The sequence below is a fragment of the Aeromonas sp. HMWF016 genome, assembly GCF_963878195.1.
Taxonomy (GTDB): domain Bacteria; phylum Pseudomonadota; class Gammaproteobacteria; order Enterobacterales; family Aeromonadaceae; genus Aeromonas; species Aeromonas lacus.
Map to the genome: position 1 here is coordinate 24,131 of NZ_CAWNWX010000042.1, position 13,631 is coordinate 37,761.

16 protein-coding genes and 1 pseudogene are annotated in these 13,631 nt (G+C 56.8%); 1 reads left to right on the plus strand and 16 read right to left on the minus strand.

All coding sequences use genetic code 11. From position 1 onward, the window contains the following. Positions 1-116: 116 nt before the first annotated feature. The 14 genes and pseudogenes from AACS24_RS06175 to yceD all read right to left on the minus strand — a co-directional run. A pseudogene (locus AACS24_RS06175) lies at positions 117-674 on the minus strand (site-specific integrase); the annotation flags it as partial. Between the two features lie 121 nt (positions 675-795). Further along, the gene (locus tag AACS24_RS06180; protein ID WP_108570557.1) at positions 796-1,575 is read right to left on the minus strand and encodes a TatD family hydrolase; all 780 of its coding nucleotides are present in this window, start codon (positions 1,573-1,575) and stop codon (positions 796-798) included. A 26-nt stretch (positions 1,576-1,601) separates the two neighbouring features. Further along, entirely contained in the window at positions 1,602-2,549 is a 948-nt protein-coding gene (holB, locus tag AACS24_RS06185; RefSeq protein WP_033113685.1) for a DNA polymerase III subunit delta', read from the minus strand. Further along, positions 2,534-3,160, minus strand: a complete 627-nt coding sequence (gene tmk / locus AACS24_RS06190; RefSeq protein WP_108570558.1) for a dTMP kinase — start codon at positions 3,158-3,160, stop codon at positions 2,534-2,536. The genes holB and tmk overlap by 16 nt, the downstream gene beginning before the upstream one ends. After that, positions 3,160-4,161, minus strand: coding sequence for an endolytic transglycosylase MltG (gene mltG, locus AACS24_RS06195; RefSeq protein WP_181364145.1), 1,002 nt, complete (start codon positions 4,159-4,161; stop codon positions 3,160-3,162). The genes tmk and mltG overlap by 1 nt, the downstream gene beginning before the upstream one ends. Continuing rightward, positions 4,151-4,957 carry an aminodeoxychorismate lyase gene (gene pabC / locus AACS24_RS06200; RefSeq protein WP_258222891.1) on the minus strand — a complete coding sequence of 269 codons (807 nt, stop codon included), beginning with the start codon at positions 4,955-4,957 and terminating at the stop codon, positions 4,151-4,153. Before pabC ends, mltG begins: the two co-directional genes overlap by 11 nt. A 67-nt stretch (positions 4,958-5,024) precedes the next feature. Beyond that, a complete protein-coding gene (fabF, locus tag AACS24_RS06205) occupies positions 5,025-6,266 on the minus strand; it encodes a beta-ketoacyl-ACP synthase II (protein WP_041207727.1) in 1,242 nt (413 codons plus the stop codon). 82 nt (positions 6,267-6,348) lie between these two features. Continuing rightward, positions 6,349-6,585 (minus strand): acyl carrier protein, encoded by a 237-nt coding sequence (acpP, locus tag AACS24_RS06210; protein WP_005300909.1) that lies wholly within the window; start codon positions 6,583-6,585, stop codon positions 6,349-6,351. A gap of 157 nt (positions 6,586-6,742) precedes the next feature. Next, a complete protein-coding gene (gene fabG / locus AACS24_RS06215; protein WP_108570560.1) occupies positions 6,743-7,477 on the minus strand; it encodes a 3-oxoacyl-ACP reductase FabG in 735 nt (244 codons plus the stop codon). A 13-nt stretch (positions 7,478-7,490) separates the two neighbouring features. Further along, positions 7,491-8,426, minus strand: a complete 936-nt coding sequence (fabD, locus tag AACS24_RS06220; protein WP_108570561.1) for an ACP S-malonyltransferase — start codon at positions 8,424-8,426, stop codon at positions 7,491-7,493. Positions 8,427-8,497: 71 nt separating this feature from the next. After that, positions 8,498-9,457 carry a beta-ketoacyl-ACP synthase III gene (locus AACS24_RS06225; RefSeq protein WP_033113678.1) on the minus strand — a complete coding sequence of 320 codons (960 nt, stop codon included), beginning with the start codon at positions 9,455-9,457 and terminating at the stop codon, positions 8,498-8,500. A 7-nt stretch (positions 9,458-9,464) separates the two neighbouring features. After that, positions 9,465-10,484 carry a phosphate acyltransferase PlsX gene (plsX, locus tag AACS24_RS06230; RefSeq protein WP_108570562.1) on the minus strand — a complete coding sequence of 340 codons (1,020 nt, stop codon included), beginning with the start codon at positions 10,482-10,484 and terminating at the stop codon, positions 9,465-9,467. A gap of 9 nt (positions 10,485-10,493) precedes the next feature. Further along, positions 10,494-10,661, minus strand: a complete 168-nt coding sequence (gene rpmF, locus AACS24_RS06235) for a 50S ribosomal protein L32 (RefSeq protein WP_005300935.1) — start codon at positions 10,659-10,661, stop codon at positions 10,494-10,496. Positions 10,662-10,680: 19 nt separating this feature from the next. Continuing rightward, on the minus strand, positions 10,681-11,202 hold the full coding sequence (yceD, locus tag AACS24_RS06240; protein ID WP_108570584.1) for a 23S rRNA accumulation protein YceD: 522 nt from the start codon (positions 11,200-11,202) through the stop codon (positions 10,681-10,683). A gap of 119 nt (positions 11,203-11,321) precedes the next feature. Between yceD and AACS24_RS06245 the strand changes: the two genes are divergently transcribed. Next, complete coding sequence (locus tag AACS24_RS06245; RefSeq protein ID WP_108570585.1) at positions 11,322-11,903, plus strand: Maf family protein; 582 nt, start codon at positions 11,322-11,324, stop codon at positions 11,901-11,903. A 93-nt stretch (positions 11,904-11,996) separates the two neighbouring features. On the opposite strand, the gene AACS24_RS06250 is transcribed toward AACS24_RS06245, so the two are convergent. Together AACS24_RS06250 and rluC are read right to left on the minus strand one after the other, a co-directional pair. After that, entirely contained in the window at positions 11,997-12,659 is a 663-nt protein-coding gene (locus tag AACS24_RS06250; protein ID WP_108570563.1) for an HAD-IA family hydrolase, read from the minus strand. Beyond that, a complete protein-coding gene (gene rluC, locus AACS24_RS06255) occupies positions 12,659-13,603 on the minus strand; it encodes a 23S rRNA pseudouridine(955/2504/2580) synthase RluC (protein ID WP_042030945.1) in 945 nt (314 codons plus the stop codon). Before rluC ends, AACS24_RS06250 begins: the two co-directional genes overlap by 1 nt. Positions 13,604-13,631: the final 28 nt, after the last annotated feature.

Genomic DNA, 13,631 nt, shown 5'->3' on the forward strand with positions numbered 1-13,631 from the left:
TAGTGGTGAAAGATGGGGGCTTCCCCTACTCTGCCAGCTAACTACGAAGCCAACCAAATATACCACCAGATCAATGGGATATCATTTAACATAAAAAATGCAGTGACGCATTTGTGCTAAAGCAGTCCATCCAGTGCGTGATCAGAGAATTTATGGGCATCGTCAAAGTACTCTTGCAGGGTGCGCATATCCTTGTGTCGGGTAACCTCGATGATCTTGTTCATCGGTTTGCCGGCAGTGACGGCCGAGGTGATAAATCCACGACGCAGACTGTGGCCACTGACATAAAGGTCATCGATAGCCTGACCGGTGCGCCGCTTGATCATCAGGTTGATACCCTGCGGCCCCAGAGGGTCTGGTGTGAGTTGGCCCCAGCGATTCATCCGCCGAAAGAGCGGTCCTTCATTGATCCGGCTCTTCTTGAGCCAGTTGCCAATCGCTGCAACCGGGCAATAGTGCTTGCCGGGGATAAGGGCGATCTCGGTCTCATGGAGTTGATGCTTGCTTGGTTTGAGGCGAAGCCGGATCCCCTGCCCCACAAAATCGAGGTCACTCACCTCAATTCGGGCCGCTTCCGAGCGGCGTAAGGCACCACTGAACATCAACAGCAACAGGGTGTGATCGCGAAGTCCCGCCAGTTCATTGGTGTCAATGCCATCCAGCACCTGGGTCAATGCGATGATAGCAATTCAATGCTGCGCAAGTGAGAGATAACGGATTTATGTATTGCTTCTTTCTTTAGCCCTATATCGGATTACTGAAAGTAAAACGCCCCGCAATGCGGGGCGTCAGCTCTTACTTCCGGGCGAGTTTGAACAACTCAAAAAAGTTGTGACTAGTTGCTTCGGCCAGTTCGCTGAGAGGGATTTGGCGCAGGTCGGCAATAAACTGGGCAACGTCACGCACGAAGGCGGGTTCGTTCTCCCTCCCCCGATGTGGAACCGGAGCAAGATAAGGGGCATCTGTCTCGACCAGCAATCTGTCGAGGGGAAGCTCCTTCACTACCTCCTGCAACGCTGTGGCATTCTTGAACGTAGCGATCCCCGAGATGGAGATATAGAACCCCATCTCCATTGCCGCTTCTGCCATCTCGAGAGACTCGGTGAAACAGTGCAACACGCCGCCAACCTGATCCGCCCCCTCTTCGCGCATGATCTGCAAAGTATCCTGCTGGGCATCACGAGTGTGAATGATCAGCGGTTTGTTCAGCGCACGGGCGACCCGGATATGTTCACGGAAGGAGGCTTGCTGAACCTCCTTGTTCTCGGGTGAGTAGAAGTAATCGAGACCGGTCTCACCAATGGCCACCACACGTGGGTCGGCTGCTTGCTTGAGCAGCAACTCGGCATCGACACCGGGTTCCTGATTCAGGGGATGCACCCCGCAGGAGGCAAACACCTGGGGATAAGGGGCAATTGCCGTCATCATGGTCGGAAATTGTTCTTGCGTCACGCTGACACAGAGAAAGTATCCCACCTCCTGCGCTGCCGCTTTGGCCAGCACATCAGCCATATTGCTCTGTTTGCTGCCATAGCTGAGACGATCGAGGTGACAGTGGGAGTCAACGAGTAACATACAAAACCTTTATTGCTAATGACGTTCTATAACCAGCGACTAAGCCAGTTCATCAGATGAATGGTGGGATTGGATAGCTGCCCCGGCTGACATGCGGCTTTCAGGGCGACCAGTTGCTGCTCGGCATCCAGCAGTTTTTCACTGGAATGCAGCCCGGCAAACTGCTGGCTCAAGGTAGCCAGATCCGGCATCGCCAGTTGATGGTGACCGCATCCTGCCTGAGTTTTCAAGGCATCGCACAAAAAGAGCTGCACCCAATGCAGGCGAACTTGTGTCTCCTGACCGAGCTGGCTGCACAATGTGGTCGCCTTGATCGGGGATTTGGCGAGGGCGACCAGATCCTCCAGCAGCTCACGGCGGGCTCCATCTTGCTGCTGCTCGATGTAGTAGAGTACCCGCAGCGGCGCCCCCTGACAGATCCGCACCTGTGCTAGGGTTGCCTGATGTCCCTGTTCAGCAAGCCAGCGCACCGTTTCACCCTCGCTCGGCAGCTGGCACACATGTTTGTGACAACGGCTGAGAATGGTCGGCAGCAGACGGGAAACCTGGGAGGCGATGAGGATCAGCAGGCTGTCACCGGCAGGCTCCTCCAGAGTTTTCAGCAGAGCATTGGCTGCCGATTCGGTCATCCGCTCCGCATCAGGAATGATCACCACCTTGCCACGGCCAAGCTGGGCCGAGCCCTGCAGTCGATTGCAGATCTCGCGGATCACTTCGACCCCGATGGTCTTGCTGTCGCGACTGATGGTACCAAGATCCGGATGATGGCCTTTGTCAAAGAGCTGGCAGGAGTGGCAATGGCCGCACGGCTCTCCGCGATCCGGTTGTTGGCAAAGGTGCAAACGCGCCAACCGTTCAGCTAGCTGCTCCTTGCCAAGACCGGGATCGCCTAATAGCAACCAGGCATGCCCCAGTCTGCCGGCCGCCGCCGTCTGGCTCAGAGCCTGCCAGTCGGGGATCAGCCAGGGATACATAGGCGTGCATCCAACGCAGCTTCAATCGCCGCTTTTACCTGATCCGGGGTTTGCCCCGCATCGATTACCACGATGGAATCATCCTTGGCGGCGAGTTCGAGATAACGAGTTCGGGTGCGCTCGAAGAAGCTCAGTTGCTCCAGTTCGATCCGATCCAGCTCACCGCGATGGCGCGCGCGCTGCAAGCCAAGGGCAGGATCGATATCGAGATAGAGGGTGAGATCCGGTTTGAAGTTGCCGAGTACCGCCTGCTTGATGGCACCGATAAGAGCGGCATCGATACCACGGCCACCACCCTGATAAGCCTGGGAGGAGAGATCGTGGCGATCCCCCACCACCCAGACCTCTTCGGCCAATGCCGGCTTGATGCGGGTCTCCACCAGTTGTACCCGGGAGGCATACATCAGCAGCAGTTCGGCTTCGATGGTAAGGCGCTCGTCATGCACCTCTTTGACGATGGCCCGCATCCGCTCGGCCAGCGGCGTACCGCCCGGCTCGCGGGTGCATTCGATCCGCTCGATGCCGTGGAGCTGCAGATAGTCGGTGACGTAACGGACGGCAGAGCTCTTCCCTGCCCCTTCCAAACCTTCAATAACGATAAATTTAGACATCAGGATTTCTTCAATATGTATTCGCGAACCGCCCGATTATGTTCATCGAGGGTCTTGGAGAAATAGTGAGCACCCCCGCCCTTGGCGACAAAATAGAGATAGTCGGTCGACTTGGGGTTGAGTGCCGCTTCGATGGATGCCTTGCCGGGCATGGCAATGGGCGTCGGCGGCAGACCATCGATCACATAGGTGTTGTAGGGGTTCTTGTCGGTCAGATCGCTGCGGCGAATGTTGCCGTCATAGCGATCCTTCACCCCGTAAATCACGGTGGGATCGGTCTGCAACTTCATGCCGAGACGCAGACGATTGACGAACACCGAGGCAATTTGTGCCCGCTCTTCAGGCAGACCGGTCTCTTTTTCGATGATCGAGGCCATGATCAGCGCTTCATAGGGGGTCTTGTAAGGCAGATTGGCCTGCCGCTTCTCCCAGCTCTGCTGCAGGAATGTCTCCATGTCCTGGTGAGCACGACGCAAAATGGAGAGATCGCTGGCATGGGTGGTATAGGCGTAGGTTTCCGGCAAAAACCATCCCTCCAGCTTGCCATTGTCAATGCCAAGCTCCTTGGCCAGATCAGCCTCGGGCAACTCAACCGTGAGCCGTTCCAGATAAGGCGCACTGGACAACTGCTTCAACCAATCCTCAAAGCGGGAACCCTCGACGAAGGTGAGGCTGAAGTGAAACTCCTTGCCCGAGGCAAAGAGCGAGAGGGTATCCTTGAGCAGGGCCCCCTCCTTGATTTCATAAGTGCCTGACTTGATGGCAACCAGCTCGGGATGTCCGCGCAACCAGAGGCGCACCGCCCACGGACTGGGTTCACCATCCCCCAACTCGGCGATCAGGCGAGCGGCATGAGCCCCCTTCTCTACCGTAAAGAGGCGAGTCGGCCCCTTGTTGGTGAGCGTCTCCACCTGCTGCCATTTGTAATGCACATAGCCCCCGGCGACGGCCACAGTCAGTGCCGCCCCCGCGAGCAGGGTGTAAAGCCGATTAAACTTCAATGACCAAACGCTCCTGTAAACGGCGGCTCAATACCGGGGCGGGATACTGTTTATCCTCGATGCCGTTGACCGGCACCACCCCCATCAGGGTATTGGTGAGCCACACCTCTTCCGCCTGCCATAGTGACTCCAGCGGAGCCTCTACCACACGCAACTCAATACTCATCTGTTTCAGCATCGCCATGACTTGACGGCGCATGATGCCGTCAACCCCGCAACGGGCCAGATCGGGCGTAAACACCGTCTTGCCCCGACGCCAAAACAGATTGGCACTGACCCCTTCGACCAGCACGCCACGGCTGCTGAGCACTACTCCTTCGACTGCACCACGGCTGACAAGTTCGCTCTTGAGCAGCACCTGCTCCAACCGGTTGAGCGTCTTGAGCCCGGCCAACATGGGGGCATCACCAATTCGCTGACGGCACACCAGCAAGTAGATCCCCTCTTGTTGCCACTGGGCATACTGGGCAGGAAAAGGCGCCAGCGAGAGAATGCGGGTTGTCTGCTGACACTCGCTGCCATCATAACCGCGCCCCCCCTCCCCCCGAGTCAGCATCACCTTGGCGACACACTGCTGTTCACCGGCAACAAGTATTTCGAGTTCCCGGGTCAGCAGTGCCCAGTCCGGTTCAACCATCCCCAGCCGGCTATTGGTCTGCTGCAGTCGAGCCAGATGCGCTGGCCACTGCAATACCTTTCCTTCTCTTACGGCCATGGTGGTGAAATGGCCATCGCCATAGGCCAGACCACGGTCGCGGGCCGAGATGGTATCGAGCTTCAATCCATTGATCAGCAAAGAGATCCCTCCGATAAAAAAGGCCCGATACCGGCAGTATCGGGCCTCTGTCATTGCCCGCAGGCAATTATACGCGTTTGAAGATCAGGGAACCATTGGTACCGCCGAAACCAAACGAGTTGGAGAGGGCGTACTCGAAGTTACCCGGCTTGGCCACGTGGGGCACCAGGTCCAGATCGCACTCATCATCCGGGTTGTCCAGGTTGATGGTGGGCGGTGCAATCTGATCGCGCAGGGCCAGCACAGTGATGATGGCCTCGATAGCACCGGCAGCGCCCAGCAGGTGACCGGTCATTGACTTGGTAGAGCTGACCATCAGTGACTTGGCGTGCTCACCAAAGACCGCCTTCATGCCGCGCAGTTCGGCCACATCGCCCAGCGGGGTCGAAGTGCCGTGGGCATTGATGTAACCCACCTGCTCGGGGGCAATACCGGCATCCTTGATGGCATTCTTCATGGCGCGAGCGCCACCGTTGCCATCAGCGGGAGGGGCAGTCATGTGATAGGCGTCACCACTCATGCCAAACCCGACCAGTTCGGCGTAGATCTTGGCGCCGCGGGCCTTGGCGTGTTCGTACTCTTCCAGTACCAGCACACCGGCACCGTCACCCAGCACGAAACCATCGCGATCTTTATCCCACGGACGGCTCGCTTTCTGCGGTTCGTCGTTGCGGTTGGAGAGCGCCTTGGCAGCTGCAAAGCCGCCCATCCCCATCGGGGTGGAAGCTTTCTCTGCGCCGCCGGCAACCATCACGTCGGCATCGCCGTAAGCGATCATCCTGCCGGCCATGCCGATGGCATGAGTACCTGTGGTACAGGCGGTAGTCACAGCGATATTCGGACCTTGCAATCCCTTCATGATGGAGAGATGACCGGACACCATATTGATGATGGTGGATGGAACGAAGAAGGGGCTGATCTTGCGCGGGCCGCCGTTGACGAGGCTGTCGTGGTTCTGTTCAATCAGACCCAGACCGCCAATCCCGGAACCGATCGCCACACCGACGCGCTCGGCATTATCGTCGTTGATGACGAGGCCGGAATCATCCAGTGCCTGCATACCGGCAGCAATACCGTATTGAATAAAGAGATCCATCTTGCGAGCGTCTTTACGGTTGATACCGTACTGCTCGGGATCGAAGTCCTTGACCAGACCAGCAAAACGGGTTGCAAACTCGCTGGCATCGAAATGGTCGATAAGGGAAATGCCGCTCTGCCCGTTGAGCAGGGCTTGCCAGCTGGATTCGGCTGTGTTGCCTACCGGGGAAAGCATCCCCAAGCCGGTCACCACGACTCTGCGTTTTGACACTGAGGTAGTCTCCGAGAGGTGATTTGAAAAGAAACAAATACGAAAGAAGCGGCCCTTGGGCCGCTTCTTTCAGAACAGGAACTTATTCCTGATTAGCGGTGATGTAGTCGATAGCCGCTTGAACAGTGGTGATCTTCTCGGCTTCTTCATCAGGAATTTCGGTATCGAATTCTTCTTCCAGCGCCATTACCAGTTCAACGGTATCCAAAGAGTCAGCGCCCAGGTCGTCGACGAAGGAGGCAGCGTTCTTAACGTCTTCTTCTTTAACACCCAGTTGTTCAATGATGATTTTCTTTACGCGTTCTTCGATGTTGCTCATGACCTGAATTTTCCTTTAAAAATACGCTATTGCGTCTGGTTGGGGTAGTTTATTCAATTGACGTGAGTTTGCAAGTAGCTTGCCGCTGGTCAAACCACGAAATTCGCCAAACTTCGGCGTACTATCGCAAATTTGAACAGAACTCACGACAAATTGATTACACCATGTACATCCCGCCATTAACATGCAGGGTTTCACCGGTGATATAAGCTGCTTCATCGGAAGCCAAGAATACCACAGCGGCGGCAATCTCTTTCGGATCACCCAGACGAGCGGCAGGCACCTGGCTCATAATGCCGGCACGTTGCTCTTCGTTCAGGGCGCGAGTCATGTCGGTTTCGATGAAACCGGGGGCAACCGCGTTGACCGTGATACCACGGGAGGCCACTTCACGCGCCAGTGATTTGGTAAAGCCAACCAGACCCGCCTTGGCGGCTGCATAGTTGACCTGACCGGCATTGCCCATGGTACCAACGACGGAACCGATGCTGATGATGCGACCATTGCGCTTCTTCATCATCGCCCGCAGAACCGGTTTGCTCAGACGGTAGAGTGAGGTCAGGTTGGTATCGATGATCTCGTTCCACTCGTCATCTTTCATCCGCATCAACAGGTTGTCGCGGGTGATACCGGCGTTGTTGATCAGGATGTCGATGTCACCAAAACGCGCCTTGATGGCAGCGAAAATGGCTTCGATGGATTCCTGGCTGGTCACGTTCAGTGCCATGCCGCAACCCTGCTCACCCAGATAGGCGCTGATCGCCTCTGCACCGCTCTCGCTGGTCGCAGTGCCGACTACCTTGGCGCCACGGGCCGCAAAAGTTTCGGCAATCGCACGGCCGATGCCACGACTGGCACCAGTCACCAACACAACCTTATCGGTAAAGCTCATTACTTGCTCCTGTTTACTTGATCTGGGCCAGCGCCAGCTCGAAAGAGGCAGCATCGTTGGCGTGAATACCTTCCACGCGCTTGTCGATGCGCTTGGCGAGCCCGGTCAATACTTTGCCCGGTCCCATCTCGATTTCGAGGGTAACGCCCTCATTGGCCATCCGCTCGACAGTCTCGGTCCAACGCACCGGGCTGAACAGCTGACGCACCAGCGCTTGCTTGATGGCGGCCGGATCCTGTTCACAGGATACGTCGACATTATTGATGACCGCGATGGCAGGAACCTTGATCTCGATCCCGTCCAGCGCAGCTGCCAGTTTTTCTGCGGCAGGTTTCATCAGGGCGCAGTGAGACGGCACGGAGACCGGCAGCGGCAGCGCACGCTTGGCACCCGACTCTTTCATCAGCACGTTGGCGCGCTCGACGGCCTCTTTGTGACCAGCGATGACCACCTGGCCCGGGGAGTTGAAGTTGACCGGAGAGACCACCTGCCCTTGCGCTGCTTTTTCGCAGTTGGCGGCGATGGATTCGTTATCCAGACCGATGATGGCAGCCATGGCACCAGTACCTTCCGGTACCGCTTCCTGCATGGCCAGACCACGCAGCTCGACCAGTTTGACGGCATCGGTAAAGGCCAGCGCACCGCTGCAAACCAGAGCGGAATACTCACCCAGGCTGTGACCAGCCATGACGGAAGGCGTTGCCCCACCCTGCTGTTGCCACAGGCGCCACAGGGCGACAGAGGCAGTCAGCAGCGCGGGCTGAGTGCGCCAGGTTTTGTTCAGCTCTTCGGCCGGACCATTCATTACCAGGGCAAACAGGTCATAACCCAGCACCTGGCTCGCCTCGGCGAAGGTCTCCTTGATCACGGCATGTTGCTCGGCCAGTTCGGCCAGCATGCCCACGGTTTGGGAGCCTTGTCCCGGGAAGGCAATGGCAAATTGGGTCATCATTGATTCCTTTTAGATAAGCAAAAATGAAATCGTTGCGGGATGACAGTACTCGCTCATCCCGCTTTGGATCAGAGGCGAACCAGCGCCGAGCCCCAGGCAAAACCGCCGCCGAAGGCTTCCAGCAAGACCAGCTGGCCCGGTTTGATCCGGCCATCCCGCACCCCTTCATCGAAGGCGATAGGTACGGATGCAGCAGAGGTGTTGCCGTGCTTGTCGAGGGTCAACACCACTTTGTCGAGGCCCATACCGAGTTTCTTGGCTGTGGCGCTGATGATGCGGAAGTTGGCCTGATGAGGCACCAGCCAGTCGAGCTCGCTCGGCTCGAGACCAGCAGCTGCCAGCGTCTCGGTCACGATCTCGCTCAGACGGGTGACCGCCACTTTGAACACATCGTTGCCCTTCATGTACATGTAGGCTTCGAGTTCGGCGCCCGGCATACCGCGACGGGGTTGCGGCAGCTTGAGCAGATCGCCATAACGGCCATCGGCATGAAGATGAGTGGAGAGAATGCCCGGTGTTTCGCTGGCGCCAATCACCACGGCACCTGCCCCATCACCAAAAATAATGATGGTGCCGCGATCTTCCGGATCGCACATGCGCGACAACACATCGGCCCCGACGACCAGCACATGGCGGGCAGCGCCGGATTTGACGAACTGATCGGCAATGGAGAGCGCATAGGTGAAACCGGCGCAGGCTGCCGCCACATCAAAGGCAGGGATCCCCTGTACACCCAATAGCCCTTGCAGTTCGCAAGCAGCTGCCGGGAAGGCGTTTTCTGCGCTGGTGGTGGCCAGCACAATCATGTCGAGATCGGCCGCGGTCAGGCCTGCGGCATCCAGGGCCCGCAGGGCGGCCTGGTAAGAGAGGGTGGCAACGGTCTCATCAGCACCGGCAATGCGGCGCTCACGGATCCCGGTGCGTTCCACGATCCACTCGTCACTGGTCTCAACCATCTGCTCGAGATCGGCGTTGGTACGCACTGAACTCGGCAGGTAGCTGCCAGTACCCAGAATTTTGCTATGCATAGAGTTCTTATAGGTCCCTGTCGGAAAAGACAGCTTCAAGGCGATCTGCTATTTGCAGTGGAAGTTGATGTTTGGCCTCTTGTGCGGCCAGCAGGATCGCATTACACAGGGCGCGCCGCTCGGCTCGCCCATGACTTTTTACCACAATGCCGCGCAATCCTAACAGACTTGCCCCGTTATACTGGTCGGGGTTCAGGTATGAAAAACGCCGTTTGAACATAAAACCGGCGATCCTGCCAAGAAAAGTGCGCTTCTTGCGGGGATATCCCGCCAGCTGAGCCATCATCCTGACTACCCCCTCGGCCGTTTTGAGGGCGACATTACCAACAAAACCGTCGCAGACGATCACATCGCACTCGCCGCTGAAGATGCGATCCCCTTCAATGAAACCGACATAGTTGAGCGCGTTGCACTGGCGCAACAATTCGGCACTGTGACGCACCAGATCGTTACCCTTGATCTCCTCTTCCCCGATGTTGAGCAAGGCAACACGAGGAGAAGCGATGCCTTCGACTTTCTCGGCAACGACGGCGCCCATCACCGCAAACTGCAGTAGGGTATCCGCATCACAGCTGACGTTGGCACCAAGATCCAGCATGACGGTACGTTTGCCGCTCAATGTCGGCAGCGCCTTGATAAGTGCCGGCCGATCGACTCCGGGCAGAGATTTGAGCACGCACTTGGCCATCGCCATCAACGCACCGGTATTGCCGGCGCTCACGCAGGCATCGGCCTCACCGGCTTTCACCAGATTGAGAACCACCCGCATGGAGGAGTCTTTCAGAGTACGCAGCGCCACGATCGGTTTATCGCCCATGCCAACCACCTGGGATGCATGTACGAAACGAACGCGAGGATGATTCAGCAAGCCATGTTGCTGCAGCAGAGAGGATGTCTGATGTTGGTCACCGACCAAGATCAGTTTTAGCTGGGGTAAAAGAGACAGTGCCTGCACGGCGGCAGGCACTGTTTCCGAGGGGCCAATATCTCCCCCCATGATGTCTAGCGCGACAGTTTGCGTAGACAAAGGCAATCCTTAAGCGATTACCTTTTTACCGCGGTAGAAACCATCGGCAGTCACGTGGTGACGACGATGGATTTCGCCACTGGTCTGATCAACAGTCAGGGCAGCGGTGGTCAGCGCATCGTGGGAACGACGCATGCCACGCTTGGCACGGGTTTTACGGTTCTGTTGTACGGCCATTGTAGGCTAACTCCTAAATTCACTTACGTTTAAGCTCTTCAAGAACTGCAAAGGGATTCGGCCGCTCATCAGCAGGTTCGATTTCACCCCAAGTCATATCCATGTTTCCTCTCGGGCAGGCATCCAAAGGATGCATTGCGACTTGAGGCAACGAGAGGATGAGTTCATCCTCCAGGATTTGATGAAGATCCATCTCGCCGTTTTCGTCCAACTCAATGGGCTCATAAGCTTCCGGCAGTTCTTCCTCGTTTGTTCTTTCGAACAGCGGAGTGTAGATAAATTCAGCTTCGCAGAGGTGCTCGAATGTCTCTCCGCAACGTTGGCAAACCAGGTCAACCTTGGCATGGGCAGTGCCTTTCATAACGGTCAACTTCTGGACATCTTTGCCAAAGTGCAGTGATACATCGATATCACTCTGCAAGCCAGCGGTTGATTCCTCCAGCCTGGGCATCTGCGACTTTTCCACTATCCCGACATAGTCGAGCAGCTTCAAGGCACTACGGACTGGATCAACCTTAACGGGCAACTTCACCTTTTGCATAGGGCGCGAATAATATAGGTCCAACAACTGATAGTCAAAGGAAAAAGTCCTTACCGCCGATGATTTTAACGCCACAAGTCCCTAGAATGCCGGTACTTGCTTTCATCGGTATTCGGATTATGCCACAGAATCTTATCCTCGCCTCAACTTCTCGCTATCGCAAAGCCCTGCTGGAGAAGCTTGGCCTCCCCTTTGAATGTGCAGCTCCCGACGTAGACGAACGACCGCTGGCAGATGAATCCGCTCAGGAGCTGGTGGCCAGACTTGCCCGGGCAAAGGCCCTGGCCATTGCAAATAGTCGTGATCACGGGCTGATCATTGGCTCTGATCAGGTGTGTGTCTGCGATGGCCGCATCCTCGGCAAGCCGGGCACCATAGACAATGCCATCGCGCAGCTGATGGCGGCTCAAGGGCGCAGCGTCATCTTTTACACCGGCCTGTGCGTACTTAACGCTGCAACCAATGAGATTCATCAATTGATTGAACCGTTTACGGTTCACTTTCGCGATCTCGACGAATCCGCCATTCGCCGCTATGTAGAGGCTGAACTGCCCCTCGATTGTGCTGGCAGCTTCAAATGCGAAGGGATGGGGATCGTGCTGTTCAAAGGGCTGGAAGGGCGCGATCCTAACGCCTTGATCGGTCTGCCGCTGATCGGCCTGATCGAACTGCTGGAGTGCCACGGCATCGCCCTGCCCTGATGGTGGGCAAATAGATGAGCTAGAAGATATAAAAAGCCCGGCCAATTGACCGGGATTTTATCAATCAGATTGATGTCTCTCAAAGAGAGGCGTCTACAACAGCGCGCGAAGAACCGTCATAGAGTCAACCACTGCCACTGGCCCGTAACGACTGAGGGCATCATGACTATCCACCCCCCAAGTGACGCCAATGCGCGGCATGGCGATTGCCTCGGCCATCGCCATATCGTGAACAGAGTCGCCAATCATTACGGCCTGACGGGGTGAAAGCCCCAGTTCGTCTAGGATTTGCTCAAGCATCAGCGGATCAGGCTTGGAGCGTGCCTCATCAGCCCCACGACTGGTCATAAACAACGGGCGCAGCCCGGTCTCATCCAATACCCGATCCAGCCCACGGCGTGATTTACCGGTCGCGACGGCCAGGTGCAGCCCTCGTGACCGCCAGTCATGTAGCAGCTTCCCTGCCCCGGCAAACAGCGGACTGGGGGTAGTGTCGTGCAGATAATGATGACGATAGCGATCGATGAGTGTGGCAATCTGGCACTCATCAATGGCGGTGCCACTGTCGCTACGTAAAAGGAACAGGCGGGACATGGCAACATCAAGGCTCAATCCGATGATCTGCCGGATCTGGGCTGGTGCTGGTACCGCCAGCTCACAATCTCTGGCGGCCCCCTGCACACAGGCAACAATCCGGCCCACCGAATCCATCAGGGTACCGTCCCAATCGAAAATGGCGAGCCGGATATCCTGCATCAGCGTGGCAAGCCGTTGAGGAAGTTGTCGAGTTCAGGTGCCAGCGGCGCTTCTACCTGCATCTCGCGACCATCGGCCGGATGGGTGAAGCTGAGCTTCCAGGCATGCAAAAAGAGCCGTTTCAGCCCTTGGCTGCGCATTTTCTCGTCAAACGCTGCTTCACCATATTTATCATCACACGCAATCGGGTGACCGGCATGCAAGGTGTGCACCCGGATCTGGTGAGTACGACCGGTGATAGGGCTGCACTCGACCAGGGTCGCTTCGGCAAATTGACGTACGATACGGAAACGGGTTTCGGAGGGTTTGCCATCAGCGCTGACCCGTACCACCCGTTCGCCAGACTGCAGATCGTTTTTGCGCAGAGGTGCATTGACCACCTTGACGTGAGCCTGCCATTTGCCGCGCACCAGCGCCAGATATTGCTTGCGCATGGTCTTGACCCGCAACTGCTCATGCAGGCTGCGCAGGGCGCTGCGTTTTTTGGCAACTAGCAACACGCCGGAGGTGTCGCGATCCAGTCGATGAACCAGTTCGAGGAACCGAGCTTCCGGACGCAGGGCGCGCAACCCCTCGATAACGCCAAAGCTCAGGCCGCTGCCACCGTGTACTGCCATGCCGGAGGGCTTGTTCAGTACGATCATTGCATCGTCTTCGAACAGGATCTGGCTCTCCAGACGCTGGATAACGCCCAGATTTGCTGAAGGCAGCTCATTCTTCTCGGCAACGCGTACGGGAGGAACCCGCACCTCATCGCCTGCGCAGAGTTTGTACTCCGGTTTGATGCGCTTTTTGTTTACTCGCACTTCACCTTTGCGAAGGATGCGATAGATCAGGCTCTTGGGGACGCCCTTTAGCTGAGTCTTGAGAAAATTGTCGATGCGCTGCCCGTCATGCTCAGCTTCGATGGTGAGCAGCTGCACTTGTTGATGTATCTGTGTCATGGCGCGGATTTTACCACTGCCAGCGCCC